We start from the raw sequence: 26,527 nt of genomic DNA, 5'->3' as shown, positions 1-26,527 counted from the left end.
CCCCGGGGGCACCCTCGGAGGCTGCCCACCGTCCAGGCGTCACGAGCGACAAGGTGACAATCCACCCTGGCCAGGGTCGGAGACGATGCGCACACTCCGACGCACACCCGGGAGGACACCATGCGCGAGCACTCCGGCGAGGAAGGGAGCGAGGGCTGTCCCAGGGCCATGGACGTGCTCGGCTGGTCGCTCCCAGAGCAGACCCATGAGGTGCCGTCCCTGGACTGGCTGGTGGAGCGGCTCCGCTCGAGCCGGCCCGACTGGCGGCTCCTCGAGTCGCTCGTCCGCTACGACGCCGCGGGTTATGCGCGGCGCGTCCTCGACAGGACGGACGCGTGTGAGCTGCTGCTCGTCTGCTGGCTGCCGGGACAGGTCTCCCGGGTGCATGACCATGGCGGCTCCTCGGGGGTGTCCTGGGTGGTGCGCGGCCAGCTCCAGGAGACGCGCTACGCCTGGGGTGGGGACCGGCTGCTGCCCGACGAGCGCTCGGCCGCGGAGGAGGGGGACTTCCTCCTGGAGCGCGCGGAGACCATCCACCGCATCCACAACGCATCCCGTCATGGCGCCGTGTCGCTGCACCTGTACGCGCCGCCCATGGTGGGGATGACGCGGTACGACGCGAGCGTGACGCCGACGCTGGACGCGGAGCTGGCGCTGCGGGGCGTGCTCAGGCCGCCGCGTCCGCCTGAGGGCGCGAGGGCTGCGCGAAGGCGCCCGCCACGGGCAGGTTGACGCGGAAGGTGCTGCCCCGGCCCGGGGCGCTGTCCACCGTCAGCGTGCCGCCCAGCGAGGTGACGATGCCATGGCACACCGCGAGCCCCAGGCCGGTGCCCACGCCCAGCGGCTTGGTGGTGAAGAACGGGTCGAAGATGCGCTCGCGGTGCTCGGGGGAGATGCCGCAGCCGGTGTCGCTCACCTCCACCTCGATGCGGCCGGGCAGGGCGGTCCGGGCCACCACGCGCACCACGTTCTCCGCCACATTGCCCGGGGCAATGGCCTGCGCCGCGTTGAGCAGCAGGTTGAGGAACACCTGGCCCAGCCGCGAGCCGTTGCCCTGCACCGGCGGCACGCCCTCGCATTCCACCACCAGGCGCGCGCGGGGACGCAGCTCGTGCATGGCCATCTTCGCCGCCGTGCGCAGCACCGAGGCCAGGTCCGACGGGCCGGTGCCCACGTCCTCGGCGCGTGAGAGCGATTGCAAGTCACGGACGATGAGCCGGATGCGCTCGGCGCCGTCGCGCGTCTCCGCGAGGGCCTCCAGGACTTCCTGGCGCTCCTGCTCGGACAGCTGCGCCTTCTGCTGGAGCTCCTGGTGGATGTACTCGAGGTTGCTGAGGATGAAGGCGAGCGGGTTGTTGATTTCGTGACCCACGCCGGCGGCGATACGGCCAAGGGCAATCAGCCGGTCCGCGAAGAGCAGTTGGGCCTGGGTGGCGCGAAGCTGCTCCAGGCTGCGGGACAGCTTGGCGTTGGCGGCCTCCAGCTCCGCCGTCCGCTCCCGCACGGTGTCCTCCAGCAGCGTGGTGTCCTCGCGACGGGGCCGGCCGGTGGGGCCGTGGACCGCGTCGAAGGCGCGCCGGAGCGTTCCGCGCCTCCGCGCCACCGCCGCCATCAGCAACACCCTCGCTCGTAGCGTCATCACATCCTGCTCCGGCGGTCGGTGCCTGCCCACAAACGGGGCCCGGAAGTCGCGGCAGACCCGTGCAGTCAACACCGGGATGGGGGTGGCGGCAAGGGAGCAGAGGTGAGGAACCGGCGTGCCCCCCGCTGCCCTGCTCGGATTCTTGTCAGGTGGCGCTCTACCGGGATGCCGCGACGTTGGCGACTGGATGTTCTCGCGTCCGTTGCGCGCGGCGAATCACGGTGTGGGTAGAGAAAGCTCCGGGCAGCGTGTGGGCTTCCGGTGCCGCGAGTGGTCATAGAAGCACTCGGGACCGAGCACGGTGATGAGGCGCTGCTCGGCGGCATTTCCTTCCGGCGTCATCACCTGGGTGGGGAGCGCGTAGGGCTGGACGAGGATGCGCCCGCCGCCGAGCTCCTGGACGGTGTCCGGAGGGAGGGACAGGAGGTGGTCTCCGAACAGGCGCACGAAGGGCGGGCCGAAGAAGTTGCGCCAGTAGAGCCCGGCGAGGCCTTCGCTGGGGTCTCGGACGGTGAAGGTTTCGATGGAGCCGAAGCCGTCAGGGCTGGGGACGAGCCGCAGGGTCTTGCGGTCCATGTCATCGGCCATTCCCGTCTGGGCCAGGGGCGAGTCCAGCAGCTTCATGACCTCGGCCACCTGATTCAGGTGCGCGCCTCGCCATCCAGGCTTCTTCGCCTCGGTGATGGAGGTTCCCCAGATGAGTTTTCCCGCAAAGGGTTGAGCGGCATTCTTCGCTGGGAAGACCATCACGTAGTCCCGGTCCGTGTGCGCGGTGATGGTGATGTTCTGGAACTCCTCGAAGTAGGTCAGCAGCGCGCTGTAGTCCTGGTCGGCGGCGTCCAGACGTCCGACCATGCGTGCCCGTCCGAAGTGCACGGGCCGGAACCAGCGGTACTCGTTGAACAGGAGATGAACGAGCTTGCGCATGGCTTCCGAGGACGGAGGGCCTGGCGGCAAATGGATGGAGGTACTGAGGTGGCGTGGTGCCATCACTGACTCAAGGGTACCACCGGACCAACGCCTCGCTTCGGGTGCCTTGCTCGGTGAGTCGCTTGTGCAGAGGCTCCGAAAGGCGGGTCTGTCCGCTGGAGTGTCGCGCCGAGCGAAACCATACCTCGACATGCCCGCCATATCTCTCGACATAGTCGAGCATGGCTTCGAGATTGCCGGTGAGGGACATCTCCGCTCGGCCCTTCACCTCGACGAAGCGGTAGGGCCTGCCCCACACGAGCTCCTCGGGACTCCCCACCACCGAGTCCGGGATGAAGCCCTGCTCCACACTGCTACCGGGCGGAGGCAGCATCATGGCCGTGTTCTTCTCGTAGCCTCGCGCCTTGAGCACCTGCTGCTCGAACTCACTTCCCTTGCCCTTGTTCTCCAGCACCGTGCGGTACATCCGCTCCCACGTGGAGTCCGGTGCGAATTCGAAGTGTGGATACCTGCCCGGGTGGCGGAACTGGTAGTCCACCCACGCCTGCGCCAGGTGCTCGGCACTGCCCGGCACCAGTCTCATGCCCTCCGCCGTGGCGCGCGAGCCCAGCAGCGGTACCCGGGCCCCCGCCTTCACCGCCTCCGCGACTTCCGCCAACGGGCCGCGCAGCCGCTGCGCCAGCGCGTGCATCCACTTCAGCTCCTCGGCGGGCACCGTCCTGCCCTGCCCGGCCAGCCGCAGCAGTCGCCGCACCCGCTCTCCCTCCCCGGGCGCCAAATGCTGCGCCACGCGCTGGAGCACCTGCGCCTCCTGCAATCCTCGCCCGGTCAGCAGCGCCGCCCTTGAAGCACCAGCGCCCTCGGCCAGCGCGCTGCCAGCCACCACGGGAATCAGCACCGCCACCGCGCACAGCAGCCGCTCCTCGGGGCTCAGCTCCCGGCCCAGCACGCTGACGCCCGTCGCCGCGCCCAGCAGGTCCGCCGACTCACCCACCAGCGGCACCAGCCCCACCGCCACCTCCACCAGCACCTCCTCGACGGGCACGGCCTCCATGGACTCGGGCACCCAGTCCAGGTGCGGCGGCGACGCGTGGCCCAACTCCAGCGCCGTGGCCAGTGCGCTGCGCTTCGCCAGCAGGTACACCGCCACCTCCTGCGGACTCTTGCGCAGGTAGTCCGGGTCCTCCGTGTGCGCGTAGGCCCAGGCCAGCACCGCCGACGTAAGGGCGTCCTGCGCGCCCTCGTAGAGCGCACTCTCCGTCACCAGCCACTCGCGGCCCGCCTTGCGGAAGTGTCGCGAGGCCAGCAGCCGGCTGCGCTCCCGCGCCCACTGCCAGTGCTCCTCCAGCTTCGCTTCCACGGCCCTGTCGCGCGCGTCCGCCTCGCGGCCCCGCTGCACCCGCGCCACCTTGAAGCGCAGGTACACCTCCTCCGGCTCCTCGCGCGCCAGCTGCTCCTCGCTCCGCTCATTCAGCCAGGCCAGCAGCTCCAGCAGCGCCGCTTCCCCCGTGCGGCGCTCGGCCTCCGTCACCCGGGGACGGCGCAGTGCCACCTGCTTCTCGCGCACGAAGGCCATGAAGCGGCCCAGCTCGGCGCCGCCCAGGGTGCCGCCTCCGCCATCATCGCGCGGCGCTGCACGGGGAAACGGTGGAGGCGACGCGGGGCGGTAGCGAAGCGGGGTGCTCTCCAGCCAGGGCTCGAGCCGCTGGCCTCCCCAGCCCTGGCAACCCGACAGCAGCACCAGTCCCATCAGCGCCAACGCCGCGACAGCTCGGGCACCCACGCAACCACCGGTCATGCGTCTTCTCCCGGTAATTCGGGAGATAGTAGTAAAGACTGACGCGTGGGAGTGGTTGCATCAGGCGCGTGGATGGCCGCTCTGATGGAGTCGCTATCGTGGGCGCATGGCCGTGGAGGAGCGCGGGTACAGACAGGTCACGGACTGACAGCGGCTTTGTCCGGGGGGCGAGCCACACCTTGGCGGGCTTGTGGTTTCAGGGCTGGAGGCTCGGGCGTCTTCCTCGGAGTCACGGCTGCGTCCCGCCCAGGCTGGGGGCCTACCAGGTCCGAGAGCTTCACGGAGGGCCGCCACCCGAGCACCGCCAGCACCGCCGTTGCGAGCCCCAGGGCCATGCCCAGCACCGCCGTGGCGCGGAACATGACGCTCGCCGGAGTCGCGGCCTCGGGGACCAGTGGCGCCCGGATTCTCAACGTCGGCCTGTCCCTGGCCTCCAGCGGCTCTGCCTCTTCCCCCCTCCACGCGCGCTGGCCTCGTCGCGAAGGACTGTCGCGGTTCGCGCCCTCCTCCTCCCAGGCCTCACGGGCCGGAAGCCAGGACTCCAGCGACTCGGGGTGGCCATCGGGAGAGGGCCCCGCTTCCGGTGGCGCCTCGCACAGCAGGCCGTCCACCGCGACGCCGGCGAGGTCGGTGCCCTCCGGCGCTTCCAGCATGTGTTCCGTGTTCATCCAGACCCCCAGGCGCTGGAGGCTTCGCCAGACAACCCGCGGAGGGTCTCGCTATATCAAAACCCGAGAGGTCTCCAGCTGTCCGGCGGGGCATCGGGCCCCCGGGCAGGAGGGTGTCCGCCGCGCAACACGCCGGAGGGGCCGCTCCGGCGGGCCTGTGTTTGTGATTGAGCGGTAGCGGGGCCGCGCGGCGTCACGAGACACGCGGCGCGGACTTCGAGCCACGTCAAGGCCTCGCACCGCTCAGGGCCCACACGTGCCGCAGTCGGATTGGCAGTTGTTGTAGGCCGTGCCGGTGCCGCATTTCTCGGTGAACTGACACGTGCCGTCGCCGCACCGGTAGATTTCCTGCGGCCGGATGCGCGTGGAGATGGGCCGGTAGTTCTTCCCGTTGTACGTGCACCGCAGGTAGTACGGCTTCGGGTCGGAGGAGGGGCCGGCCCGCTCGCACAGGCTCGCGCACGAGCCCATGTGGACGATGGGCGGGCAGTCGGAGGCCGTCGCGCTGGAGGACAGTCCGCAGGCGCGCGAGGTGCTCTCCTCGGAGCTGAGGTAGGCCCGGTCGTTGGCGGCGAAGATGCCGGTGCCGTCGAAGAGGTTGCCGAAGAAGCACGCCTCCTGCTCGCTGTACGTCGACAGCTCCGAGCTCGTGTAGGGGATGACCGCGCCCTGCGCGGTGCGGCCCTGCACGGAGATGGGGATGTGGATGCCGTACTTGTTGGCGTGCGCCGCGAGGCAGGCGGACACCACCTCCTGCTCCAGCTCCGTCGCCGTCGAGCCCGAGGCCCAGGCCGACGCCAGCCCCAGGCTGCCGGCCCAGGTGTACGTCACCCCCGTCAGTGGGTTGGTGAAGCTGCGCGTCTGCCCCGCCGGCACCGCGCACTTCACCACGTACTGCATCACCGCGTTGGCGGTGGCGACGTCCTGGTTGAACCACGTCTTGAAGCCGTTGGTGGAGAGCCCATTCGTCGACAGGCCATTCGTTGACAGGCCATTCGTTGACAGGCCATTTGTTGACAAGCCATTCGTCGACAGGCCGTTGTCTGTCTGTTCTGCCGCGAGCACCACCCCGAGCTCGTCTCCGGGGCTCGCGTCGGGGCTCGTGTCGGGCACGTCTGCTGAACCGCATCCTGCGCTTCCCACCCCCAGTGTCAGTCCCAGGAGGCCCCAGGTGAGCCAGCGTTGGCTCCACTCACGGCTGACACGACTTCCACTGCGAGACTGCGATGCTGGTGTGAGGCGCATGACTCCCCCCGCTTGAAGCGCCCGGCTTGCGGCCGGTCGCCGTGGCGCCCACCAGTTCCAGCGTCGAAAAACAAAAACGCTGTCGCTGGCAGGTAAGGGAAGTGTGACGAGGCGAGGCGGTGAGATGAAATGCGACCAGATGGAATATTGCCGTCTGGGTTAAAACACAGACACCCGGTGTGTGTGGTGCGAAACGGGTTGTCTTGGACTCACAGATTCGCCTGTGTTCCAGTGATTACTCAGGCTCCGGAAATTCCAGGGCGAGTGAGGCGGCTGGCGTGAGGGCGAAGCCGTCCGCGGCGCGCAGCCTCCAGGCGCCGACGTCGGTGACGGGGCCACCCACGACTTCGGACTCGCCGGAGTCGCCGCGCGTCTCGGCCTGGCCCAGGTGCATGCACAGGTGGACGTGGGCGCTCACGGGGTCGGCGAGCTTCTGCGCGGCCTGCTGGAGGATGCGCAGCGAGTTCTCCGCCTCGCGCAGGTACGCGGTGCGCTCCGGGCTGGGGGCGCCATTCTCCAGCGGGCGGATGGCGAGCAGCGTGGTGCCGGACTGGAGCGCGAGGAGGAAGCCTCCGCCGCGCAGGCCCTGCTCCAGTCCGTCCAGCACGTCCGCCAGCACGGCGTAGACGGCGTCGTCGTCCTGGGCGGACGAGGCGAGCACCACCTCGCAGTGGACGGCGAGCGCCAGGCGGGTGCGGCGGGCGGGCTGCACGGGTTCTTCCGCGGCCTCGCTGAGCGCGGCGAGGAAGACGCCCACGCTGCCGTAGCGCCGGCCGCCGTCCTTCTCCAGGCAGCGCAGCACCACCGCGTCGACGGCCGGAGACACGGGAGCAATCGCGCTGGGCCGGGGCGCGGGCGCCTCCAGGTGCAGCCGCTCCAGTTCCATGCGGTCCTCGCACTGGAAGGGGTAGCGGCCGGTGAGCAACTGGTGCAGCAGCACGCCCAGCGCGTAGATGTCCGTGTGCGGACCGATGGGGCCGCCGCGGAACTGCTCGGGCGCCATGGCGTGCGCGGTGCCCAGTCGCTGGCCGGCGATGGTGAGCCCCTCCTGCGAAGGCTCCGCGTACAGCAGCTTGGCGATGCCGAAGTCGAGCAGCTTCACCCGGGGACGCTCGCCCTCCTCCATGACGAGGACGTTGCTGGCCTTCAAGTCGCGGTGGACGACGCCGGCCTTGTGCGCGGCATCCAGCGCCGCGCAGACCGGCTCCAGGTACGCGAGCGCGCGGGACGCGGACAGCCTGCCGCGCTCCTGGACGACCTGGCTCAGCGTGCGCCCGGTCAGCAGCTCCATGACGTAGTAGGGGCTGCCGTCCGGCATCAGGCCGAAGTCGTAGACATCCACGATGTTGGGGTGGTGAATCTGGTTCACCACCCGCGCCTCGCGCACGAAGCGCTTGAGCATCTCGCCCTGATCCGCGAGGTGCGGGTGCAGCACCTTCACCGCGGCCCGGCGCCCGAGGATGCGGTGCTCGGCCTCGTAGACGCTGCCGTGTCCACCCGAGGCCAGCAGCGCCTTGAGGACGTACTCACCGGCCAGCGTTCCCGGGCCGCGTTCGGCCTTGGTCGTCTCTCCACGCTCCCGCTCGAAGGCGCCGAGGTCAGACCGGGCCTGGATGCGGAAGGTACTCTCGGAATCCGCCGCCATGGGTGGACGACTCTACCACCATTCCTCCATGTACCCGCTGCACGGCCCGGGCCCCTGAGGCTCGTCTGGTTGCATCAATACCGTCCGTGCGTTCACCACCTGTCAGCCCGGTGCCCTTCGGGCAGGCCGGGTGTCGGCTGGCATATGCTCGGGGTTCCCACCACACCCGGGGGGATTGGACGGCAAGTGCCCGGGGCTGCTGGATTTCGGGACGTGGCGACACGCGCAGCGGCAGGGGTCGGGTGGGTCGTTCGGGGCCGCGGGTGGGCGCCGGGGGGAGTGGACATGACGACGCTGGATGACCTCACGACGTGCGCGGGCCTTGCCTTGGCTCCGCCGTCTTCCACCGGTGCCTGCCTCATCCTCATCAGCACGACGACACCGGCCGCCATCGGCAAGGCGTATCGGCTGGAGCCGGGCGAGCACACCATCGGTCGTGGCTCCGAGGCCACGGTGCGCATCGACGACCACGGGGTGTCGCGCAAGCACGCGCGCATCATCCGCACCGACGACGGCGGCTGCCACGTCACGGACCTCGAGTCCACCAACGGCACGCTGCTCAACGGCGTGCCCGTCACCACCGCCGAATTGCAGGAGGGGGACAGGCTCCAGATTGGCACCGTCACCGTCTTCCGCTTCTCCAAGCGCGAGGTGCTGGAGCATCGCGAGGAGCAACTGCGCCAGGCGCTGTCCGCCGCGCGCGTGGGCATCTGGGACTGGAATGCGCAGAGCGGCCGGGTGACGTGGAGCGAGCAGGTGGACCGGCTGCTGGGGCTCGCGGTGGGCAAGCTGTCCGGCCGGGCCATGGACCTGGACGAGGTGGTGCATCCCGGCGATTTGCCCCGCGTGCGCGAGGTGCTGCGCGCCGCGCTGGAGAAGAAGACGCAGGTGGATGTGGAATACCGCATCGAACCGCAGGGCAGTGGCTGGCGTTGGATTTCGTGCAAAGGCGACGTGCTGTGCGACGCGTCCGGCACGCCCGCGCGGGTGACGGGCACGGTGATGGACATCACCGCGCGCAAGCAGGCGGAGCAGGAGCTGCAGCGCCAGTCGCTCATCTTCGAGAGCATCTACGACGGCGTGGTGATTACGGATTTGGGCGGAGGCATCATCGACTGGAACACCAGCGCGGAGCGCATGTTCGGGCGCAACAAGTCCGAGGCGCTGGGACAGACGCTCTTCAGCGTGCTGCACCCGGAGGAGTCCGACAAGACCACCGCGCAGGTGCTCACCGCGCTGGAGAAGCAGGGACGCTGGAGCGGGGAGCTGGAGTTCCGCCGGAGGGACGGCACCACGTGCTGGTGCGAGTCCGTGGTGGTGCCGCTGCGCGACAGCGAGGGGCGCGCGATTGCGAACATCATGGTCCACCGCGACACCACGGAGCGCAAGCAGCTCCAGGCGCACCTGGTGGTGGCGGACCGGCTGGCGTCGGTGGGCACGCTGGGTGCGGGGGTGGCGCACGAAATCAACAACCCGCTGGCCTACATGCTCGTCAACCTGCACCTCATCCGCGAGGGGTTGGACCGGCTGGAGCACGTGGTGCCCGCGGCGCCCGTCGCGTCGCTCCAGCAGTTGGTGCGCGAGACGACGGAGGGCGCCGAGCGCATCGCCACGATTGTGAGGGACTTGAAGGTCTTCGCGCGTGGAGAGCAGGAGCAGCGGCTGATGCCGGTGGACGTGCGCCGGGCGGTGGAGCTGGCGTGCAAGATGGCGGACAACGTCGTGCGCCACCGCGCGCGGCTGGTGACGGAGTTCGAGCCGGTGGCCCCGGTGGAGGCGAGCGAGTCCCGGCTGTGCCAGGTGTTCCTCAACCTGCTGCTCAACGCGGCGCAGGCCATTCCGGAGGACGGCCCGCACGCCAACGAGCACGAAATCCGCGTCGTCATCCGCGCCGAGGAGCGGGGCCGGGTGGTGGTGGAGGTCCGCGACACCGGCGTGGGCATGAATGCGGAGGTGCTGGGCCGCATCTTCGACCCGTTCTTCACCACCAAGCCGGTGGGTGTGGGCACGGGGCTGGGGCTGTCCATCTGCCACGGCATCATCGAGTCCATGGGCGGCTCCATCCAGGCGGAGAGCGAGCCCGGCCGGGGCAGCACCTTCCGCGTGGTGCTGCGCGCGGCCACGCGCGAGCTGGAGGTGCTGCCGCGTCTGGCCGCCGCGGTACAGAACAACGCGCGGGCGCGCATCCTGGTGGTGGACGACGAGCCCAACGTGACGCTGGCGCTGCAGCGCTCGCTGGCGGCGGACCACGAGGTGGCGACGGCCAACAGCGCGCAGGCCGCGCTGCGGCTGGTGAGCGAGGGCAGCCGCTACGACCTCATCCTGTGCGATGTGATGATGCCCGGCATGACGGGCATGGACCTCTACAACGAGCTGGGCCGCTGTGCCCCGGAGCAGGCAGGACGCATGGTGTTCATGACGGGCGGCGCCTTCACCCCACGCACGGTCTCCTTCCTGCGCGAAGTGCCCAACCTCAAGATTTCCAAGCCGCTGGACCTCACGCAGCTTCGCGAGTTGGTGGGCCGCTCCGCCGAGGCGGCGGTGCGATGAGTCCTCCCGTGCGCCCCTCCGCCTCCGGCCTCCCGGTGGCCGAGCCGGCTCCTTCCGACGGACGGCCGCTGCTGTCCTCCGTGGCCCCGACGCCGGAGGCGCCCCGGGAGTTGACGGCGCGCGCGCTGGGCATGGGGCTGCTCATCGGTGGACTGCTGGCCGTCACCAACGTGTACATGGGGTTGAAGACGGGCTGGTGGGAGAGCGGCTCCGTCACCGCCGCGGTGCTGGGCTTCAGCGCGCTGGCGACGGTGTCGCGGCGGCGGGGCTCGCCGTACACACCGCTGGAGAACAACGTCACCCAGACGGCCGCGTCCGCGGTGGGCGCCATGCCCGCTGCGGCGGGCCTGCTGGGCGCGCTGCCCGCGCTGAGCCTCCTGGGCCTGTCCGTGCCCGGCTGGGGCGTGGTGGCCTGGAGCGTGGCCCTGGGCGCGCTGGGCGTGCTGGCCGCGCACGTGTTGCGGCGCAGGCTGGTGGTGGAGGAGGCGCTGCCCTTTCCCACTGGAACCGCCACCGCGGAGCTCATCACCGCCATGCATGCGCCCACCCAGCCCGAGGTCCGCACCGGGCACCGCGGGTGGCTGCTGGCGGCGGTGGCCGGCGTGTCCGTGGCCATCACCGCGCTGCGGGACGCGTTCAAGGTGCTGCCGGGGATGACGGCGATGCCGGGCTCGCTGGGCGGCGTGCCGGCGGCGTCGCTGACGTGGGGCATCGGCTGGAGCCCCATGCTGCTGGCGATTGGGATGATGACGGGCCTGCGCCTGGGGCTGAGCATGCTGGCCGGGGCGGTGGTGGGGTGGGGCGTGCTCGCGCCGTGGCTGGAGGGCTCGGGAATCCTCAAGGCCGCCGGCTACGAGGGAGACATGGTGACGTGGCTCACCTGGCCGGGCGTGGGGCTGCTGGTGGGCTCGGCGCTGGCGGCGCTGGCGGTGCAGGCGCGTGACTTCCTGCGGGCCGCGAAGGACGTGGGCTCGCTGGGGCGCGCGGATGCGCTGCCTCGCTGGGCCGTGGGCGTGGGCCTGGCGGCGTGCGCGCTGGCGGTGGGGCTGGGCGCGTTCGTCTTCGGCCTGAGCGTGCCGTACATGCTGCTGGCGCTCGTGTTGGTGCTGCCCCTGTGCGCGGTGTGCGCGCGCGGCGCGGGGCAGACGGACGTGTCACCGGTGTCGCAGATGGGCCAGATTACGCAGGTGGTGTTCGGCGCGCTGCTGCCCGGGGCGATGGCGCCCAACGTGACGTCCGGCGCGGTGACGTCGGGCGCGGCGGCGCAGACGGGCGTCAGCATGTGGTCCCTCAAGTCGGGGCACCTCCTGGGTGCCTCGCCGCGCCGGCAGCTCGTGGCGCAGTTGGTGGGCGTGCTCGCGGGCTCGCTGGTGGCGGTGCCGGCCTACCTGCTGTTGGCGAAGGCCTATGGCCTGGGTTCGCAGGCGCTGCCGGCGCCTTTCGCCACCCAGTTCCGCGCGGTGGCGGAATTGGCGGTGCGCGGGTTGGCCGGGCTGCCTCCGCACGCGGGGCTGGCGGGAGGTGTGGCGGCGGTGGTGGGCGCGGCGCTGACGCTGGCGGCGAAGAGCCGGGCGGCGAAGTGGCTGCCGCTGCCGCTGGCCATGGGCATCGGCTTCATCCTTCCGGCCTTCTACGCGGTGTCCATCTGCCTGGGGGCGGTGGGCATGGCGCTGGCCCGCAGGCGCTGGCCGGACGCGACGGACCGCAACGTGGCCCCGCTGGGCGCGGGCGCGATTGCCGGCGAGTCACTGACGGGTGTGCTCATCGCCGCGCTGATGGCGCTGGGGCTCATGCAGCAGGGGTGAGGTCCCTCACGCGCTCCAGCGTTTCCTGAGCACATGCTTGCGGCTTGCTTCTCAGGACCAGCCCTCTGCCGGGCGTGTTGTGTAGCTAGAACTGCACATGCGCCGCTTCCTCTGTTGAAACACGCAATACCTTCGACGCACTTCGCAGAGCGTGTGCCCCGCTTGTTGCCTCGTAAATCCCGGCGGACTTGGAGGCTGGCCACGGCTCAGTGCGCCGTCGCCATGACGGTCGGTGCAGAAGCTGGGAGCAGGCTGCTCCTCTGGCTGGCGATACCCCAGCCTAGGCAACCTGCTGCGACTGATTCGCCGCGCGCCGTTGCCCCCTCCTAGTCCCTCCCGCGTCCTGGGAATTGACGACTGGGCTATGCGTAACGGACTCACCTACGGCTCCATCCTCGTCGACCTGGAAGCGAACTGCGTGCGGGACGTGTTGTCGGACCGCTCGTATCCGTACGACGGACGACGTGCCGCGGGGCCTTGAGGAGATGAGCAAGTCAGGTCATCCCTTGTCGGATGCCGAAGAGAGCCGAGAAGCCGGAGTGGGCGCGCGTCGCCGAGGAGTTCGAAGCGAGCGGGCAGACGCAGCGGGAGTTCGCCGAGAGCCGGAGCCTGCGGCTGAGCACGTTGCAGTCGTGGGTGTACCGGCGTCGGCGCCAGGTGAGGACCGAGGTGGAGCCGCCCGTGCGCCTGCTGCCCGTGGAGGTGAGCGGAGCGCCCGTGGTGGAGGGGGTGCCGCTGGAGGTGCTCACCGTCGGCGGGGCGCGCGTGCGCTTCGCGTCGGGCACTGACGTCGACTACGTGGCACGACTGGTGGCGGCCCTGGGGCGTGCGACGTGCTGACGTTGCCGGCCTCGGTGCGAATCCTGCTGGCCACCGGTCCGGTGGACATGCGCAAGTCGATAGACGGGCTCATGTCCCTGGTACGCACCGCCTGGGGCGAGGACGTCTACTCGGGCCACCTCTTCGCCTTCGTCAGCCGCCGTGGGGACCGGGGTGAAGATTCTCACCTCCAGCCGGGGCGGCTTCGTCCTGTACTACAAGCGGCTGGAGACGGGCCGCTTCCGGCTGCCGCCGGTGGACGCGGACGCCCAGTCGGTGCAGCTGGACGCCACGCAGTTGGCGATGCTGCTGGACGGCATCGACGTGGTCGAGGTGAAGCGCCAGCCTGCCTGGACGCCCCCGAGGCGCACAGGTAGCTGAGCACGTCACACGGGTAATGGCCCACCCGGCGGGTTGTTCCTCGCGGGTGCCACGAGAGCTGCCATTGGACCACCATTGCCCCTGGCGCGAGGAAGCCGAGGAGCTCAAGGCGGAGGTGGGCCGTATCGGCGGGGAGCTGGACGTCCTCAAGGGGCAGATGACGGCCCTCCAGCGCCACGTCTTCGGCAAGAAGGCGGAGAAGCTGCCGACGGTGGCAGCCGAGCTGCGTGGGCAAGAGGCGGACGCGGAGGCGAAGGCCGCGCGGGACGAGACGGCGCTGAAGAAGCGACGCGAGCGCGCAGCCCGGAAGGCCCAGCAAGCGCCCACGCGCGAGATTCTCCACACCGTGCCGGCCGAGGAGCGCCACTGCCCCGCGTGCGGCAGCGAGGACTTGAAGCCGCTGGGCAAGGGACGCACCTCCGACGTGTACGAGTACCTACCGGCCCGCTTCGAGCGGCAGGTGCACGTGCAGCAAGTCCTCTCGTGCAAGTGCAGCCAGGGCGTGGTGACGGCGCCCGCGCCCGCCAAGGTGGTGGACAGGGGCGAGTATGGCCCCGGCTTCCTCGCCCACGTGGTGACGTCCAAGTGCGCCGATGCCATGCCCCTGCACCGGCTGGCCCAGCGCATTGAGAGGGGCGGCGTGCCGATGAGCCGCAGCACCCTGACGGACCTCTTCCACCTGTCCGCCTCGGTGCTGCGGCCGCTGTCCCGGCACCTGCTGCAATGCATTGCGGCCTCCGAGGTGGTGTGGGCCGACGAGACGCCGCTGCGCGTGCTGGACGTGAAGAAGACTCGGTTGGGCTACCTCTGGACCTTTCTCACCCAGAACCAGAAGGGCGAGTGGCTCATCGGCTACCGCTTCAGCATGGGGCGCGGGGGAAAGACGCCCCTGGACGTGCTGGGGGGCACCACGGGCGCTCTCGTGGTGGACGGATACACCGGCTACAACCCGGTGACGCTACCGGACGGGCGTACGCGCGTGGGGTGCTGGGCGCATGTCCGCCGCCGCTTCTTCGACGCGCTCGCCACCGCGCCCGAAGCGCGCGAAGCCATGGACCTCATCCTCGCGCTCTACCGGGTGGAGGCCCAGACTCGCGAGGCGGACGTGGTGCGCACGGCCACCCACCGAGAGCTGCGCCAGTTGCACAGCGCGCCCGTCCTCGCGCGTCTGCGAGTCTGGCTCGAGCAGCAGGCTCCGCGGCATCCGCCGAAGGGGCCGCTGGGCGGGGCCATTTCCTACGCGCTGAAGCAATGGGACGCCCTGAGCCGCTTCGTCTCCGATGAGCGCCTGCCCTTGGACAACAACCGGAGCGAGGGGGCCCTGCGTAGGGCAGCTCTGGGCCGCAAGAATTTCTCTTCGTCGGCCACGAGGCCGCGGGCGAGAACCTCGCCGGACTCTACGCACTGGTGGCCACCTGCGAGGCCAACGACGTCAACCCGAGGCGTATCTCGCGGACGTGCTGCTGCGTGTGCAGACCCACCTCGACTCGCTCATCGGTGGTATCCGTACGACGGACGACGTGCCGCAGGGCCTTGAGGGGATGAGCAAGTCAGGTCATCCCTTGTCGGGTGCCGAAGAGAGCTGAGAAGCCGGAGTGGGCGCGCGTCGCCGAGGAGTTCGAAGCGAGCGGGCAGACGCAGCGGGGTTTCGCCGAGAGCCGGGGGCTGCGGCTGAGCACGCTGCAGTCGTGGGTGTACCGGCGTCGACGCCAGGTGAGTACCGAGGCGGAGCCGCCCGTGCGCCTGCTGCCCGTGCAGATGAGCGGAGCGCCCATGGCGGAGGGGATGCCGTTGGAGGTGCTCACCGTCAGTGGGGCGCGCGTGCGCTTCGCGTCGGGCACGGACGTCGACTACGTGGCGCGACTGGTGGCGTCCCTGGGGCGTACGGCGTGCTGACGTTGCCGGCCTCGGTGCGAATCCTGCTGGCCACCGGGCCGGTGGACATGCGCAAGTCGATAGACGGGCTCATGGCCCTGGTACGCACCGGCTGGGGCGAGGACGTCTACTCGGGCCACCTCTTCGCCTTCGTCAGCCGGCGAGGAGACCGGGTGAAAATCCTCACCTTCAGCCGGGGCGGCTTCGTCCTGTACTACAAGCGCCTGGAGACGGGCCGCTTCCGACTGCCGCCGGTGGACGCCGACGCGCAGTCCGTCGCGCTCGACGCCACGCAGCTGGCAATGCTGCTGGACGGCATCGACGTGGCCGAGGTGAAGCGCCAGCCCGCCTGGACGCCCCCAGGACGGCCAGGGAGCTGAGCACGTCACGCGGGCAATGGCCCACCCGACGGGTTGTTCCTCGCGGGTGCCCCGTCCGCTGCCACTCGACCACCACTGCCCCTGGCGCGAGGAAGCCGAGGAACTCAAGGCCGAGGTGGGCCGCATCGGCGGGGAGTTGGACACTCTCAAGGGCCAGATGGCGGCCCTCCAGCGCCACGTCTTCGGCAAGAAGGCGGAGAAGCTGCCGACCGTGGCAGCCGAGCTGCGCGGGGAAGAGGCGAGTGCGGAGTCGAAGGCGGCACGGGACGAGGCGGCGCTGAAGAAGCGACGCGAGCGCGCGGCCCGCAGGGCGGAGCAGTGCCCCACGCGTGAGATTCACCACACCGTCCCGGCCGAGGCGCGTCACTGCCCCGCCTGCGGCAGCGAGGACTTGAAGCTGCTGGGCAAGGGCCGCACCACCGAGGTGTACGAGTACCTGCCGGCCCGCTTCGAGCGGCAGGTGCACGTGCAGGAAGTCCTCTCGTGCAAGTGCGGCGGGGGCGTGGTGACAGCACCCGCACCCGCCAAGGTGGTGGACAAGGGCGAGTATGGCCCTGGCTTCCTCGCCCACGTGGTGACGTCCAAGTGCGCCGATGCCATGCCCCTGCACCGGCTGGCCCAGCGCATTGAGAGGGGCGGCGTGCCGATGAGTCGCAGCACGCTGACGGACCTCTTCCACCTGTCCGCCTCGGTGCTGCTGCCGCTGTCCCGGCATCTGCTGCAATGCATTGCGTCCGCCGAGGTGGTGTGGGCCGACGAGACGCCGCTGCGCGTACTGGACGTGAAGAAGACGCGTCTGGGCTACCTCTGGACGTTTCTCACACAGAACGAGAAGGGCGAGTGGCTCATCGGTTACCGCTTCAGCATGGGGCGCGGGGGCAAGACGCCCCTGGACGTGCTGGGTGGCACGACGGGCGCGCTCGTGGTGGACGGGTACACCGGCTACAACCCGGTGACGCTGCCGGACGGGCGTAAGCGCGTGGGGTGCTGGGCGCATTGCAGGCGCCGCTTCTTCGACGCGCTCGCCACCGCGCCCGAAGCGCGCGAAGCCATGGACCTCATCCTCGCGCTCTACCGGGTGGAGGCCCAGGCGCGCGAGGCGGACGTGGTGCGCACGGCCACCCACCGAGAGCTGCGCCAGTTGCACAGCGCGCCCGTCCTCGCGCGTCTGCGAGTCTGGCTCGAGCAGCAGGCTCCGCGGCATCCGCCGAAGGGGCCGCTGGGCGGGGCCATCTCCTACGCGCTGAAGCAATGGGACGCCCTGAGCCGCTTCGTCTCCGATGAGCGCCTGCCCTTGGATAACAACCGGAGCGAGGGTGCCCTGCGTAGGGCAGCTCTGGGCCGCAAGAATTTTCTCTTCGTCGGCCACGAGGCCGCGGGCGAGAACCTCGCCGGACTCTACGCGCTGGTGGCCACCTGCGAGGCCAACGACGTCAACCCCGAGGCGTATCTCGCGGACGTGCTGCTGCGTGTGCAGACCCACCCCGACTCGCGCATCGGTGAGCTGCTGCCGCACGAGTGGAAGCACCTGCGTGCCGCCAACTCTTCCTGAGTCCCCTCTCTCGGCTCCAACCCACCCAACCACTCACGCCCAGGCTCGCGAACACCGCTGAGCACAGCACTCGTCCGTCCTCAAGCGGCCCGGCACGTCATCCGCCGTACGGATACCATCGGTGAGCTGCTGCCGCACGAGTGGAAGCACCTGCGTGCCGTCAACTCTTCCTGAGTCTCCTCTCTCGGCTTCAACCCACCCAACCGCTCACGCCCAGGCTCGCGAACACCGCTGAGCACAGCACTCGCCCGTCCTCAAGCGGCCCGGCACGTCATCCGCCGTACGGATACGCTGCGGCGACGCGGCCAGAGAGACCGGACGAACTGGGAGAAGATGGCCAGGCTCGTTCGACGGTGGATTCCGCCCGCCCGCATCCTGCATCCCTGGCCCGAGGAGCGGTTTGACGTCAGAACCCGAGGCAAGAGCCCAGTGCGGTAGTTCCGCTCGCTGGGATCTGTGCGGGGGGCGGCCTCAGCCGGAAACGGCGAAGGGCCGTCCCTACCGCGACCGGCGAATGGTGGTCGAGAGGGAGACGGCCGGACGCACTCGCCTTGCCGAAGCAGCTGGCCTGGTTGTGCGCAGAGGCCCCGCCATCTCATTCCTGCCGACGCCTCTACAGTCGCCCGTCTTGAGCAGGATTCTGATTAAGCAGTGTTCTGACGAACGTGTGTTTTCACGGAGGCACAATCGTCTTTGAACGGTCCCTACTTCTTCTGTGCGGCGCTCTTTAGGGCCGATTTGAGAGGGGTGAGTCGTTCAAGGGAGCAGTGCTTTGCAAGTCTGAATCGAAATGAGTCATCAGGGTGTTGTGACTTTGCCAGGGTGATGATGCGAAATCGGAGTAGTGGTAGTAGAAAGTCCTTGCCTGAAATAGCCGAATGCTTAGCAGACAGGGAGTTGACTCGATCGCTGATCTCCTTGACGGCTGCATCGAATGCTTCTTTGCCAGTCGCGGAAATGACCTCTGCGCTTACCTCGTTTCGAAGTTGATTGAGTCGGTCCTTGTCGACTTGAGACGGAGCCCCTTTCCTACTTGGTGTCAGTATGGCTCCGACTCCTCTGCTTACAGTCGGTACTGAGGGTGCCAGCTTCTGAGCTGCTGCAAAGACGCAGAAAAGTTCGACAAGTGGGGTGATGGTCTGGCTCAAGAACGAATCCCAAGAAAGCAAATCACGAGCTTGCTGCCTCGAAAGCTTGCCGTGGGACTCGGCTATGAGTTCTGTGGCGGCAGTAGCACAGAATAGGTAGTTCTCGATGCAGTAGGCATCATGGTGATAAAGGCCCTTCAGTGGAGGGGGGCTGCCTCCTCTTACCCATTCAAGGTCTCCATCAATAATGAAAATAGATGGGCGACCATTGCCTTGGGCGCTTTGGCACTTCTCGATAACGCGCTTGCGTCCGCCAAGTGGTAAGACTCTCACGATCTTGAATTCGCCGTCTGTTAGTCGCGATAGCAGTTCTAGGTAGAAAATCTCAGAACCTTCGTCTTCGACGTATACGTCAATGTCCTGCAGTGGTTGGAAGAGTGTAGCAATGCTCTCCAGTGCCTTTGCTGGCCATTTGAGCATTTAGTTTACCCCACCAACCACGACGCAGAGGTCGTCTCTGCCAAGAATAATCGCGGGTGAATGTGTTGCTAGGATTAATTGTACCGAAGGGTTGGCTTGGCGGATGGCATCCACGAACATTTCTTGCCAAGCAATGTGGAGTGACAATTCCGGTTCGTCGACAATGAAGACTCCCTCGGTTTCGGAACGCTTATTGAGAGACAAATGCGCCAACATTACTACGATTTGGCGCTCTCCTGATGAGAGCGCGGAGAGGGGGCGTGACTCGCCAGAATCGAATTGAACAGCTAGGTAGTCCTGAGCGGATAGGACAAGCTTCTTGCTGGTTTGTGCGAGAAATCTATTTATGAGGGAAAGGAAGTTGTCTATGGGGGCAGAAACTCCTGCTCGCATGACCACATATCGCTCGATCATTTGAAATAGAGTGTTGATTCGGTCAACTTGTGGCTTGTTGACAATCCACTCCATGACGAGATCGGCAGGAGGAGTGCGCTGTTTCTTTGTTCCTCGAGCGTGCTCGAAACTGTCGAACGCCCCGATGACCTTCTCCATTCGATTAAAATACTCCGTCAGGCGTTCCTCCACTTCTGATGGGTTGACTCCAAGGCTGCCAACGGCTTGCTCGATTGACGCCTTCTTTTTCTTGAAAGAAGCAATTACTTCTGGTGAAGGGCCTTGGAAGACAATGCCGGAATTGGTAGGGACATATGCAAAGGCATCGATAATGATTTTGCGTCGAAGTTCGCCGTCAATTTCCTCTTGTTTTGTGCGAAGTTCCGCCATCGTGTCTCGAACTAGTAGTTGAACATCCTGAAGACTTGCACCTAGGTCTCTGCGTGAGTGGCGTGCAGATACGACTGATTGTCTGGCCTCATAGATGGGCTCGTCGAAAGTCCGCTCTGTGATAGCGCGCTCTTGTGCGAGGAATCGCCGATCGAGCCCAAGAAACATGGGGGTGGCGGATCGGGCGATCTTCATGACAACAGGATGCAGTCGTGATTCGGTCTGGAGCCTCGTGAAGTATTCGTGTCGAGATCGCGAGCCAGCAAGAATGCTGGGGTCTGGCTTGTCAAAGACGAACGTCTCGGAATGGCCGCTAATGCTAACGGAGATGCGGTCATCCTTGTCTGTGGCGATGATTTCAAACTCCTGCTCTGCGCGAACTTTGATTGAGCAGGAGTCAAATTCAATCTCGGCAAGGTTCTCCAGGGAGGGAGTTATTAGGCCCATTATGAGGCGTAGTGCAGTTGTCTTGCCTGAGCCGTTTAGTCCGACGAGAAATGTTATGTTGTCGTTGAAGTTTATGTTGAAGTTTAAGTATCCGTGGACTTTGGATGCGTTGAAATTGATTAGGCGCATGGTTTGTGAGCTCGGTTCATGTTGGTAGTTCTTGATGGTGAAGTCTTTATGGGGACTTCGTCTTAATTAGGAGAATGGTGTGGTGTGGGATGCTTCTGTGTGGACTTCAGGGTGTCAAAGCGGCTCTGGCATCGTAATTATCTAAGTGGGAGCCTTGGCGGTATGGGTCAATAAGATCGCATTCAACGGGGAGTGGGTTTCTTGATACCCCCTACCATCCTGTTGCGGAGTTGTGGTCCGCGCACATGCTAAGCAGGACCGGATAGCGGCCCGCTCAGTTTGAAGGGGCATTGTCAGGTTCGGCGCGGGCGCGATTGCCGGCGAGTCACTGACTGGAGTGCTCATCGCCGCGCTGATGGCGCTGGGCCTCATGCAGCAGGGGTGAGGTCCCTCACGCGCTCCAGCGAGCGGCGGATGCGGCCCTCCATGAGGTTCGGCACGTGGAGGGCGCGCTCCAGCGCCTCCTGAAGCACGCGGGCGGCCTCGTCGAAGTCGTTCCGCCGCAGCGCCGCCAGCCCCATCATCTCCAGCACCTCCAGGGGCTCCTGCTCCACGGACACCTGGGCGGAGCGCTCGCGCAGCGCGCGCCACGCGTCCGCCGTGGCCTCGCGCGTGGCCAGTTCCACCATGGCGAAGAGCACCTCCTCCGAGGGACTCAGGTCCACGCCGTGCCGGCCGTCCGCCAGCACCTGCCGCACCTGCGCCAGCAGCTCACGCCCGCGCGCGTGCCGGCCCGTCCACGCCATGGCCCGCGCCTGCAGCAAGAGCGCCCACGGACGCGGCGCCACCTCCGGGTGCCGGCGCTCCAGCGCAATCGCGCGGGCGATGTGCGGCGTGGCCGCCTCCACGTCGCCGGCCTGGTAGTGCAGCTCGCCCAGGTTGTGCTCGGCGAAGTACTCCCAGCCCACCATGCCCAGCTCGCGGCCCAGGTGCATGAAGCGCTCCTGGTCCTTCAGCGCGCTGGCCAGGTCCTTCCGCGCCACCCAGAGGTTGCGGCGGTTGTTGATGGCGCTGCCCAGGTGGAAGCGGTCTCCGCGCTCGGTGCACGCGTCGATGACCTCCGTCAGCACCCGGTCCGTCTCGTCGATGTCGCCCAGGTTGGGGAGGATGACGGCGAGCAGCAACTGCGCCACCACCTGCGTTTCGTAGCCCGCGTCGCCCAGGCGGCGGGCGCGCTCGGCGGCGGCCTCCAGGGGCATGCGCGCCTCCTGCCACTCGCCCTTGCGGAACTGGGCGCGGCCCAGCGCCAGCAGCAGCGGGCCTGCACGTAGGGCGACTCCACGCGGGCCGCCAGGGCCTGGGCGTCCAGCGCGCGGGCCTCGCTGCGCGCGTAGTCGTTCGTCCAGTCCAGCGCCATGGCCTCGTCCAGCAGCAGCTCCACCTCCGTGCGCGTGTCGTCCAGGCGGCGGGCCTTCTCGCGCGCGGCGGCGAAGTCCGCCAGCGAGTCGTCATACCGGCCGATGCGGATGCGCATGAGGCCCCGGCCGCGCAGCGCGGTGAGGCACCGCAGCTCGTCCGTCGGCTCCAGCAATTCCAGCGCGCGCGTGTACATGGCCTCCGCGTCGAGGAAGGCGTGGCGGCCGCGCGCGGACTCGGCCAGGTCGATGGAGAGCGCGGCGGCCTCGTCCCGCAGGCCGGCGGCGGCGGCATGCAGCGCCAGGCGGGGCAGCCGCTGGCGCTCGCTGGCGCCCGCGTTGCCCAGGTAGTAGCGGTAGGCGGCGTGGTGGATGCGCAGCCGCTCCGCGGCGGGCAGGGTGGCGGCCACCGCCTCGCGCAGCAATTCGTTGCGGAAGCTCAGGCCTTCCTGCCGGTGGGCCACCAGCAGACCGGAGTCCAGGAGGCGCTTCGTCGCGTGGCCCGCGTCCAGCGGGAAGCCGCCCGCGGCGCCGTCACGCTCCAGCTCGCGCACCACGCCCTCCGCGGTGGCGGCGGTGAAGTCCGTGCCCAGCAGCGCGCACAGGCGCGCGTGCGCGGCGAGCGACGGAGGCAGCGCGCCCAGTTCACGGTCCGCGAGCCACTCCACGAGGCGCAGCTCGGGCACCTTCTCCAGCCCGTCGGTGACGAGGTACCAGCTGCCGCCCGGCGCGCGCTGGCGCACCAGTCCCTGGCGCTTCAGCCCGCGCACCAATTCCACCACGTAGAGCGGGACGTGCTGGGCGCGCTCGACAATCCGCTCCACCGCCTGCGCGGGCACGTTCTCCACCGGCTTGAGGAGCATGCGGCACAACTGCTGGGCCTGGTCGGCGCGCAGCGCGGCCAGCGACAGCGTGGCCTGCCGGGCGGCGCGGGTGCCCCACGTGGGGCGGCTCTTCTCGAAGCCCGGGCGCGCCAGCACGCACACCCACAGGGGGACGCTGGCCTCCGCGAGGCAGGCGTACTCCAGCGCGTCCAGCGCAGTCTCCTCGGCGAAGTGCGCGTCGTCGACGATGAGGCACAGCGGGCGCTCGCGGGCGTTGGCGGCCAGCAACTCGCCCGCGGCGCGCATGGCCAGCGAGCGCAGCGCGCCGGGCGCCGCGGCCCAGCTCTGCAGCTCCGGCCCACCCGGCGCGTACCAGCCCAGCGTCGCGGCCACGCCGGGCCACAATTCCGTGCCCAGCGTGGGGCCCAGTCGCTGCTGAATCGCCGCGTAGCCCTGCTCCTCCGAGTCCGTGTCGTCGTGCTCGAAGGCGCTCAGCGCGCAGCGCAGCAGCGTGCGCAGGGTTCCGTCCGGGTCGCCCTGCACCGGCTCGCGCGAGCGCGTGGAGTACACCCGCGTGTGCGGCAGCAGCGCCTGGAGCCTGCGGGCCAGCGTGGCCGCGAGGTGGCTCTTGCCGTGGCCCCGCTCGCTCAGCACGGTGACGACGGTGGGCGCGGCCTCGCCCACCGCCGAGCGCGCGCTCTCCAGCAGCGAGGCCAGCTCCACCTCCCGGCCCACCAGCACCTCGCTGCCGAGCTGGAGGACGGTGATGTCCGGACGCGGCGCGGCCCCCGGGGGCGCGGGGCGCACCAGGCCGCGCAGGCCCGGCACCTCCATGCAGGGCACCTCCGGCACTGCTTCGGCGGCCGCCGGCGTCAGCAGGAGTCCGTGCGCGTCCGGCCCGGTGGGGTAGTGGTCCTCGCGCGAGAAGATGGCGCCCAGGTAGCGCGGCGCGCCGGTGGGGCGGCGCTGCACGGTGACGGCGGACACGTCCACCAGCGCGCCCGGGGCCAGCCCGCGCTCGGCCAGCCCTTCGGCGGCGCGCATGGCCCGGCGCACCGGATTCTCTCCCACGTCCGGGTCGAACACGGCGGCGATGCGCGGCCCGTCCGTGAAGGCCATGTGTCCGCCGTAGGAGCCCAGCGCCTTCTGGAGGGACACGGGGTTGGCGCGCGAGGTGAGGAAGAGGACGGCGACGGAGCGGCGCACCTGGGCGGGGCGCGGCTCGCCGGGGGATACCGGCCGCTGCGAGGCTGAATCGGAGGCGCGGTGCGCGTGCTCGAAGGCCCCGCGCAGCAGGGTGCCCAGCGCGGCGGCGTCCTCCGGGCGGCGCGCGCGCTCCTTGGCGAGACAGCGCAGCACCACCTCCTCGAGGGCGGGCGGCACCTGCGCGAAGTCCGACGGCGGCGGCGGCCGCAGGGACAGGTGGGCCTGGAGCACGTCCGGCGTGACGCCGAAGAAGGGCGGCCGGCCGGTGAGCATCTCGTAGAGCAGCACGCCCAGCGCGTACACGTCCGTGCGCGCGTCCACGTCCAGGTTGCCCGCGCACTGCTCGGGCGCCATGTACTCCGCGGTGCCGGCGAAGCCGGACGTGTCGCTGGGCGTGGCCCCCACCGGCAGGGCGATTCCCTCCGTGGAGGTGCCGCGCACCAGCCCGAAGTCGAAGACGCGCATGCGGCCGGCGACTTCGTCCAGGAAGAGGTGCTCCGGCTTCAAGTCGCAGTGGGCCAGCCCGCGCGCGTGGACGGCGGCCACCGTGTCCACCGCGGCCAGGGCGCGCGCGGCCAGTTCGTCCGCGGGCAGGGGCCCGGAGGCGTGCGCGAGGCGCTCGGCCAGCGTGGGCAGCGGCACGTACTCCATGGCGAGGAAGCGCGCGCCGCCCGGCAGCGTGCCGAACTCGTAGAGGGCGGGCACGGTGGGCGGGCCCAGCACCTTGAGGGCCTCGGACTCGCGGACGAGCTGCGCGCTGCCCAGCACGTTGCCGCTGCGCGCCACCTTGATGGCCACCCGCTTGCCATCCGACGCGCGCCACGCGCCCAACAGCACGCCGAAGCCCCCGTGCGCCACCACCCGCTCCACCTGGTAGCCCGGGACGGTGGGCGGCGCGGAGGGCACGGCGGACGGCGCGGGGCCTCCCCCGGGAAGGGGTGGGCCTGGCGGACACGGCGCGTGGGAACCCTCCCAGCGCCGCCCGCATGTCTGGCAGCGCGGCACGGGACGACACTCTACGTCAGGTCCACTGCCAATTCAGAATCGGGCGGACGGCCGCGGGGCGACCCGGTGGGTCGTCCCCCACCGCGCCGCCCCGGGCTTGGACAACCTTCCCGTTTGTGCGGGGTTTGTCCAAGCAAAGCCTGAACGCGGAACCTCAGCGCTCCGGCACTTCCACCGCGCGCAGCAGGGCGGTGTCGGAGTTGGGGGCGCGCACGCGCAGCAGCACCGGCGCGCCGGGCTTCGCGGAGGTGAAGGCCTGCACCGCCTCCGCCGCGCTGGAGACCTTCTGGTCACCCACCTGCACCAGCACCATGCCGGGCACCAAGCCGCCCTTGTCCGCGGGGCTGCCGGGCTCCACCGCCATCACCTGCGGGCCGTTCTCCGTGTCCCTCAGTTGCACACCGATGCGCTGGCGCTGGGACGCGGTGCCATTGCGCGGCGCCACCTCCTCCTCGCCCTCCATGGCCGGGCGCGTGCCCAGCGTGACTTCCAGCGTCTGCGGCTTGCCGTCACGCAGCAGCTCCAGCTTCACCTTGCTGTCGGGCTTGAGCTGGGCCACCGCGCGGGTGAGCGCGCCCGCCGAGTCCACCGGCTTGCCTTCCACGGAGGTGATGACGTCCTCCTCGCGCAGGCCGCCGCGAGCGCCCGGGCTGCCTCGGTTGACGCCGGCCACCACCGCGCCCTTCGTCGCCTGCACGCCCAGCGCCCTGGCGATGTCCGGCGTGAGGTCCTGCACGGACAGGCCCAGCCAGCCGCGTCGCACCGCGCCCGTGTCCTGGAGCTGCGACAGGAGGTTGCGGATGAGGTTGCTGGGCACCGCGAAGCCGATTCCGGTGGCGCCGCCGATGATGGCCGTGTTCATGCCCACCACTTCGCCCTTCATGTTGAAGAGCGGCCCGCCGGAGTTGCCGGGGTTGATGGCGGCGTCCGTCTGGAGGAAGTCGTCATAGGGCCCCGCGTGGATGTCGCGCGCCCGGGCGGAGAGGATGCCGGCGCTCACGCTGGACGCGAGGCCGAACGGGTTGCCGATGGCCATCACCGCGTCGCCCACGCGCAGCGCGTCCGAGTCCCCCAGCGGCACGGAGGGCAGGTTGCCCGGCGCGCCCTTGAGTTTGATGAGCGCCACGTCGGTGAGCGGGTCCCTCCCGAGCACTTCGGCATCAAAGGCGCGGCCGTCGTCCAGCTTCACGCGCACCACGTCCGCGTCCTCCACCACGTGGTTGTTGGTGAGGACGATGCCGCCCGTTTCGATGATGAAGCCGGAGCCCGCGCCCTGGCGCGACGGCGTCTGGCCCTCGAAGCCCATGCCGGGCGGCAGGCCGAAGCGCTCCGCCATGCCCGGCGGCAGGCCCTGCATGCCGGACACACGGCGCGGCCGCGACGTCACCTCCACATTGACGACCGCGCCCTTCACCGCGTCCACCAGCGGCGCCAGCGAGGTGAGCGTGCCCGGCGCGCCAGAGGCCGCAGGGCTGTAGAGCGCCTGCTGCACGGGCACGTTGGGCGAGGCGGCAGGCTTCGCGGGCGCGGAGAGTGCGGCCGTGGGAGTCGCGGCGGACGCGGTGCCCAGGGCCTGGCCGCAGGCACTGCCGAACGTCGCGGCGGGAAGCAGGGCCAGGGCACCGAGGAGGCGGCGGGTCGGGAGCGAGCAAGGCATCGTTCGTTCTCCATGTGGGCCGGAGGGAGTCCGGCCTCAAAAGGGTGGAAATCTCGGTCCGGGCGCAGGGTGGACGCGATGACCGCGCGCGAGGCGTCCCCCGACTCCACGCGGCGGTCATTGGTGCCTGGGGACCTTCGTGCGACTCCCCACGCCCGAACCGATGCCGCGAGTCATTGCAGGCCCCGGGCCAATCCAAGACAGGGCGTGTCTTCCTCTAGATGGGCGGGTGCGAGCGCCCCGATGGGGCGGGATGGGGCGGG

Annotated in this window: 17 protein-coding genes and 3 pseudogenes; 10 read left to right on the top strand and 10 right to left on the bottom strand. The window is 69.3% G+C overall.

What is annotated here, in order from left to right; translation table 11 throughout:
• Positions 1–120 precede the first annotated feature (120 nt).
• Positions 121–732, top strand: coding sequence for a cysteine dioxygenase (locus OV427_RS14505; RefSeq protein ID WP_267856691.1), 612 nt, complete (start codon positions 121–123; stop codon positions 730–732).
• Here the strand turns inward: OV427_RS14505 and OV427_RS14500 are convergent.
• The 6 genes from OV427_RS14500 to OV427_RS14475 form a co-directional block, all read right to left on the bottom strand.
• Positions 668–1,639: a sensor histidine kinase gene (locus OV427_RS14500; protein WP_267856690.1), complete on the bottom strand. Its 972-nt coding sequence runs from the start codon at positions 1,637–1,639 to the stop codon at positions 668–670. The genes OV427_RS14505 and OV427_RS14500 overlap by 65 nt on opposite strands.
• A 219-nt stretch (positions 1,640–1,858) precedes the next feature.
• A complete protein-coding gene (locus OV427_RS14495) occupies positions 1,859–2,569 on the bottom strand; it encodes a hypothetical protein (protein ID WP_267856689.1) in 711 nt (236 codons plus the stop codon).
• Positions 2,570–2,639: 70 nt separating this feature from the next.
• Positions 2,640–4,370, bottom strand: a complete 1,731-nt coding sequence (locus OV427_RS14490) for a hypothetical protein (protein ID WP_267856688.1) — start codon at positions 4,368–4,370, stop codon at positions 2,640–2,642.
• Positions 4,371–4,507: 137 nt separating this feature from the next.
• Entirely contained in the window at positions 4,508–5,038 is a 531-nt protein-coding gene (locus OV427_RS14485; RefSeq protein WP_267856687.1) for a hypothetical protein, read from the bottom strand.
• A 243-nt stretch (positions 5,039–5,281) separates the two neighbouring features.
• A complete protein-coding gene (locus OV427_RS14480; protein WP_267856686.1) occupies positions 5,282–6,283 on the bottom strand; it encodes a hypothetical protein in 1,002 nt (333 codons plus the stop codon).
• Positions 6,284–6,518: 235 nt separating this feature from the next.
• The gene (locus tag OV427_RS14475; protein WP_267856685.1) at positions 6,519–7,928 is read right to left on the bottom strand and encodes a serine/threonine-protein kinase; all 1,410 of its coding nucleotides are present in this window, start codon (positions 7,926–7,928) and stop codon (positions 6,519–6,521) included.
• 285 nt (positions 7,929–8,213) lie between these two features.
• Between OV427_RS14475 and OV427_RS14470 the strand changes: the two genes are divergently transcribed.
• The 9 genes and pseudogenes from OV427_RS14470 (at position 8,214) to tnpC (OV427_RS14435) (ending at position 17,290) form a co-directional block, all read left to right on the top strand.
• Complete coding sequence (locus tag OV427_RS14470; RefSeq protein ID WP_267856684.1) at positions 8,214–10,478, top strand: PAS domain S-box protein; 2,265 nt, start codon at positions 8,214–8,216, stop codon at positions 10,476–10,478.
• Positions 10,479–10,486: 8 nt separating this feature from the next.
• A complete protein-coding gene (locus tag OV427_RS14465) occupies positions 10,487–12,283 on the top strand; it encodes an OPT/YSL family transporter (RefSeq protein WP_267856683.1) in 1,797 nt (598 codons plus the stop codon).
• 513 nt (positions 12,284–12,796) lie between these two features.
• Entirely contained in the window at positions 12,797–13,123 is a 327-nt protein-coding gene (gene tnpA, locus OV427_RS14460) for an IS66 family insertion sequence element accessory protein TnpA (RefSeq protein WP_267856682.1), read from the top strand.
• Positions 13,117–13,263 (top strand): annotated as a pseudogene (gene tnpB, locus OV427_RS50790) (IS66 family insertion sequence element accessory protein TnpB); the annotation flags it as partial. The gene tnpA (OV427_RS14460) and the pseudogene tnpB (OV427_RS50790), both read left to right, overlap by 7 nt.
• 13 nt (positions 13,264–13,276) lie before the next feature.
• Complete coding sequence (gene tnpB / locus OV427_RS14455) at positions 13,277–13,483, top strand: IS66 family insertion sequence element accessory protein TnpB (RefSeq protein WP_267856681.1); 207 nt, start codon at positions 13,277–13,279, stop codon at positions 13,481–13,483.
• A gap of 64 nt (positions 13,484–13,547) precedes the next feature.
• Positions 13,548–15,069, top strand: a pseudogene (gene tnpC / locus OV427_RS14450) (IS66 family transposase).
• Positions 15,053–15,379 carry an IS66 family insertion sequence element accessory protein TnpA gene (gene tnpA / locus OV427_RS14445; RefSeq protein ID WP_267856679.1) on the top strand — a complete coding sequence of 109 codons (327 nt, stop codon included), beginning with the start codon at positions 15,053–15,055 and terminating at the stop codon, positions 15,377–15,379. The pseudogene tnpC (OV427_RS14450) and the gene tnpA (OV427_RS14445) overlap by 17 nt, the downstream one beginning before the upstream one ends.
• Positions 15,373–15,738, top strand: a complete 366-nt coding sequence (gene tnpB, locus OV427_RS14440; RefSeq protein ID WP_267856678.1) for an IS66 family insertion sequence element accessory protein TnpB — start codon at positions 15,373–15,375, stop codon at positions 15,736–15,738. The genes tnpA (OV427_RS14445) and tnpB (OV427_RS14440) overlap by 7 nt, the downstream gene beginning before the upstream one ends.
• 58 nt (positions 15,739–15,796) lie before the next feature.
• A complete protein-coding gene (gene tnpC, locus OV427_RS14435; RefSeq protein WP_420718357.1) occupies positions 15,797–17,290 on the top strand; it encodes an IS66 family transposase in 1,494 nt (497 codons plus the stop codon).
• Between the two features lie 704 nt (positions 17,291–17,994).
• Here the strand turns inward: tnpC (OV427_RS14435) and OV427_RS14430 are convergent.
• The 4 genes and pseudogenes from OV427_RS14430 to OV427_RS14415 form a co-directional block, all read right to left on the bottom strand.
• Positions 17,995–18,858 (bottom strand): DUF4435 domain-containing protein, encoded by an 864-nt coding sequence (locus tag OV427_RS14430; protein ID WP_267856676.1) that lies wholly within the window; start codon positions 18,856–18,858, stop codon positions 17,995–17,997.
• Positions 18,859–20,217 (bottom strand): AAA family ATPase, encoded by a 1,359-nt coding sequence (locus OV427_RS14425; protein ID WP_267856675.1) that lies wholly within the window; start codon positions 20,215–20,217, stop codon positions 18,859–18,861. It lies immediately after the preceding gene.
• Between the two features lie 368 nt (positions 20,218–20,585).
• Positions 20,586–24,607: pseudogene (locus tag OV427_RS14420) on the bottom strand (serine/threonine-protein kinase PknK).
• Between the two features lie 154 nt (positions 24,608–24,761).
• Positions 24,762–26,264 carry a Do family serine endopeptidase gene (locus tag OV427_RS14415; protein WP_267856674.1) on the bottom strand — a complete coding sequence of 501 codons (1,503 nt, stop codon included), beginning with the start codon at positions 26,262–26,264 and terminating at the stop codon, positions 24,762–24,764.
• Positions 26,265–26,527: the final 263 nt, after the last annotated feature.

Source organism: Pyxidicoccus sp. MSG2 (genome assembly GCF_026626705.1).
GTDB lineage: Bacteria > Myxococcota > Myxococcia > Myxococcales > Myxococcaceae > Myxococcus.
The sequence above is the reverse complement of the archived record's forward strand: the minus strand, read 5'-3'. Positions and strand labels throughout refer to the sequence as shown.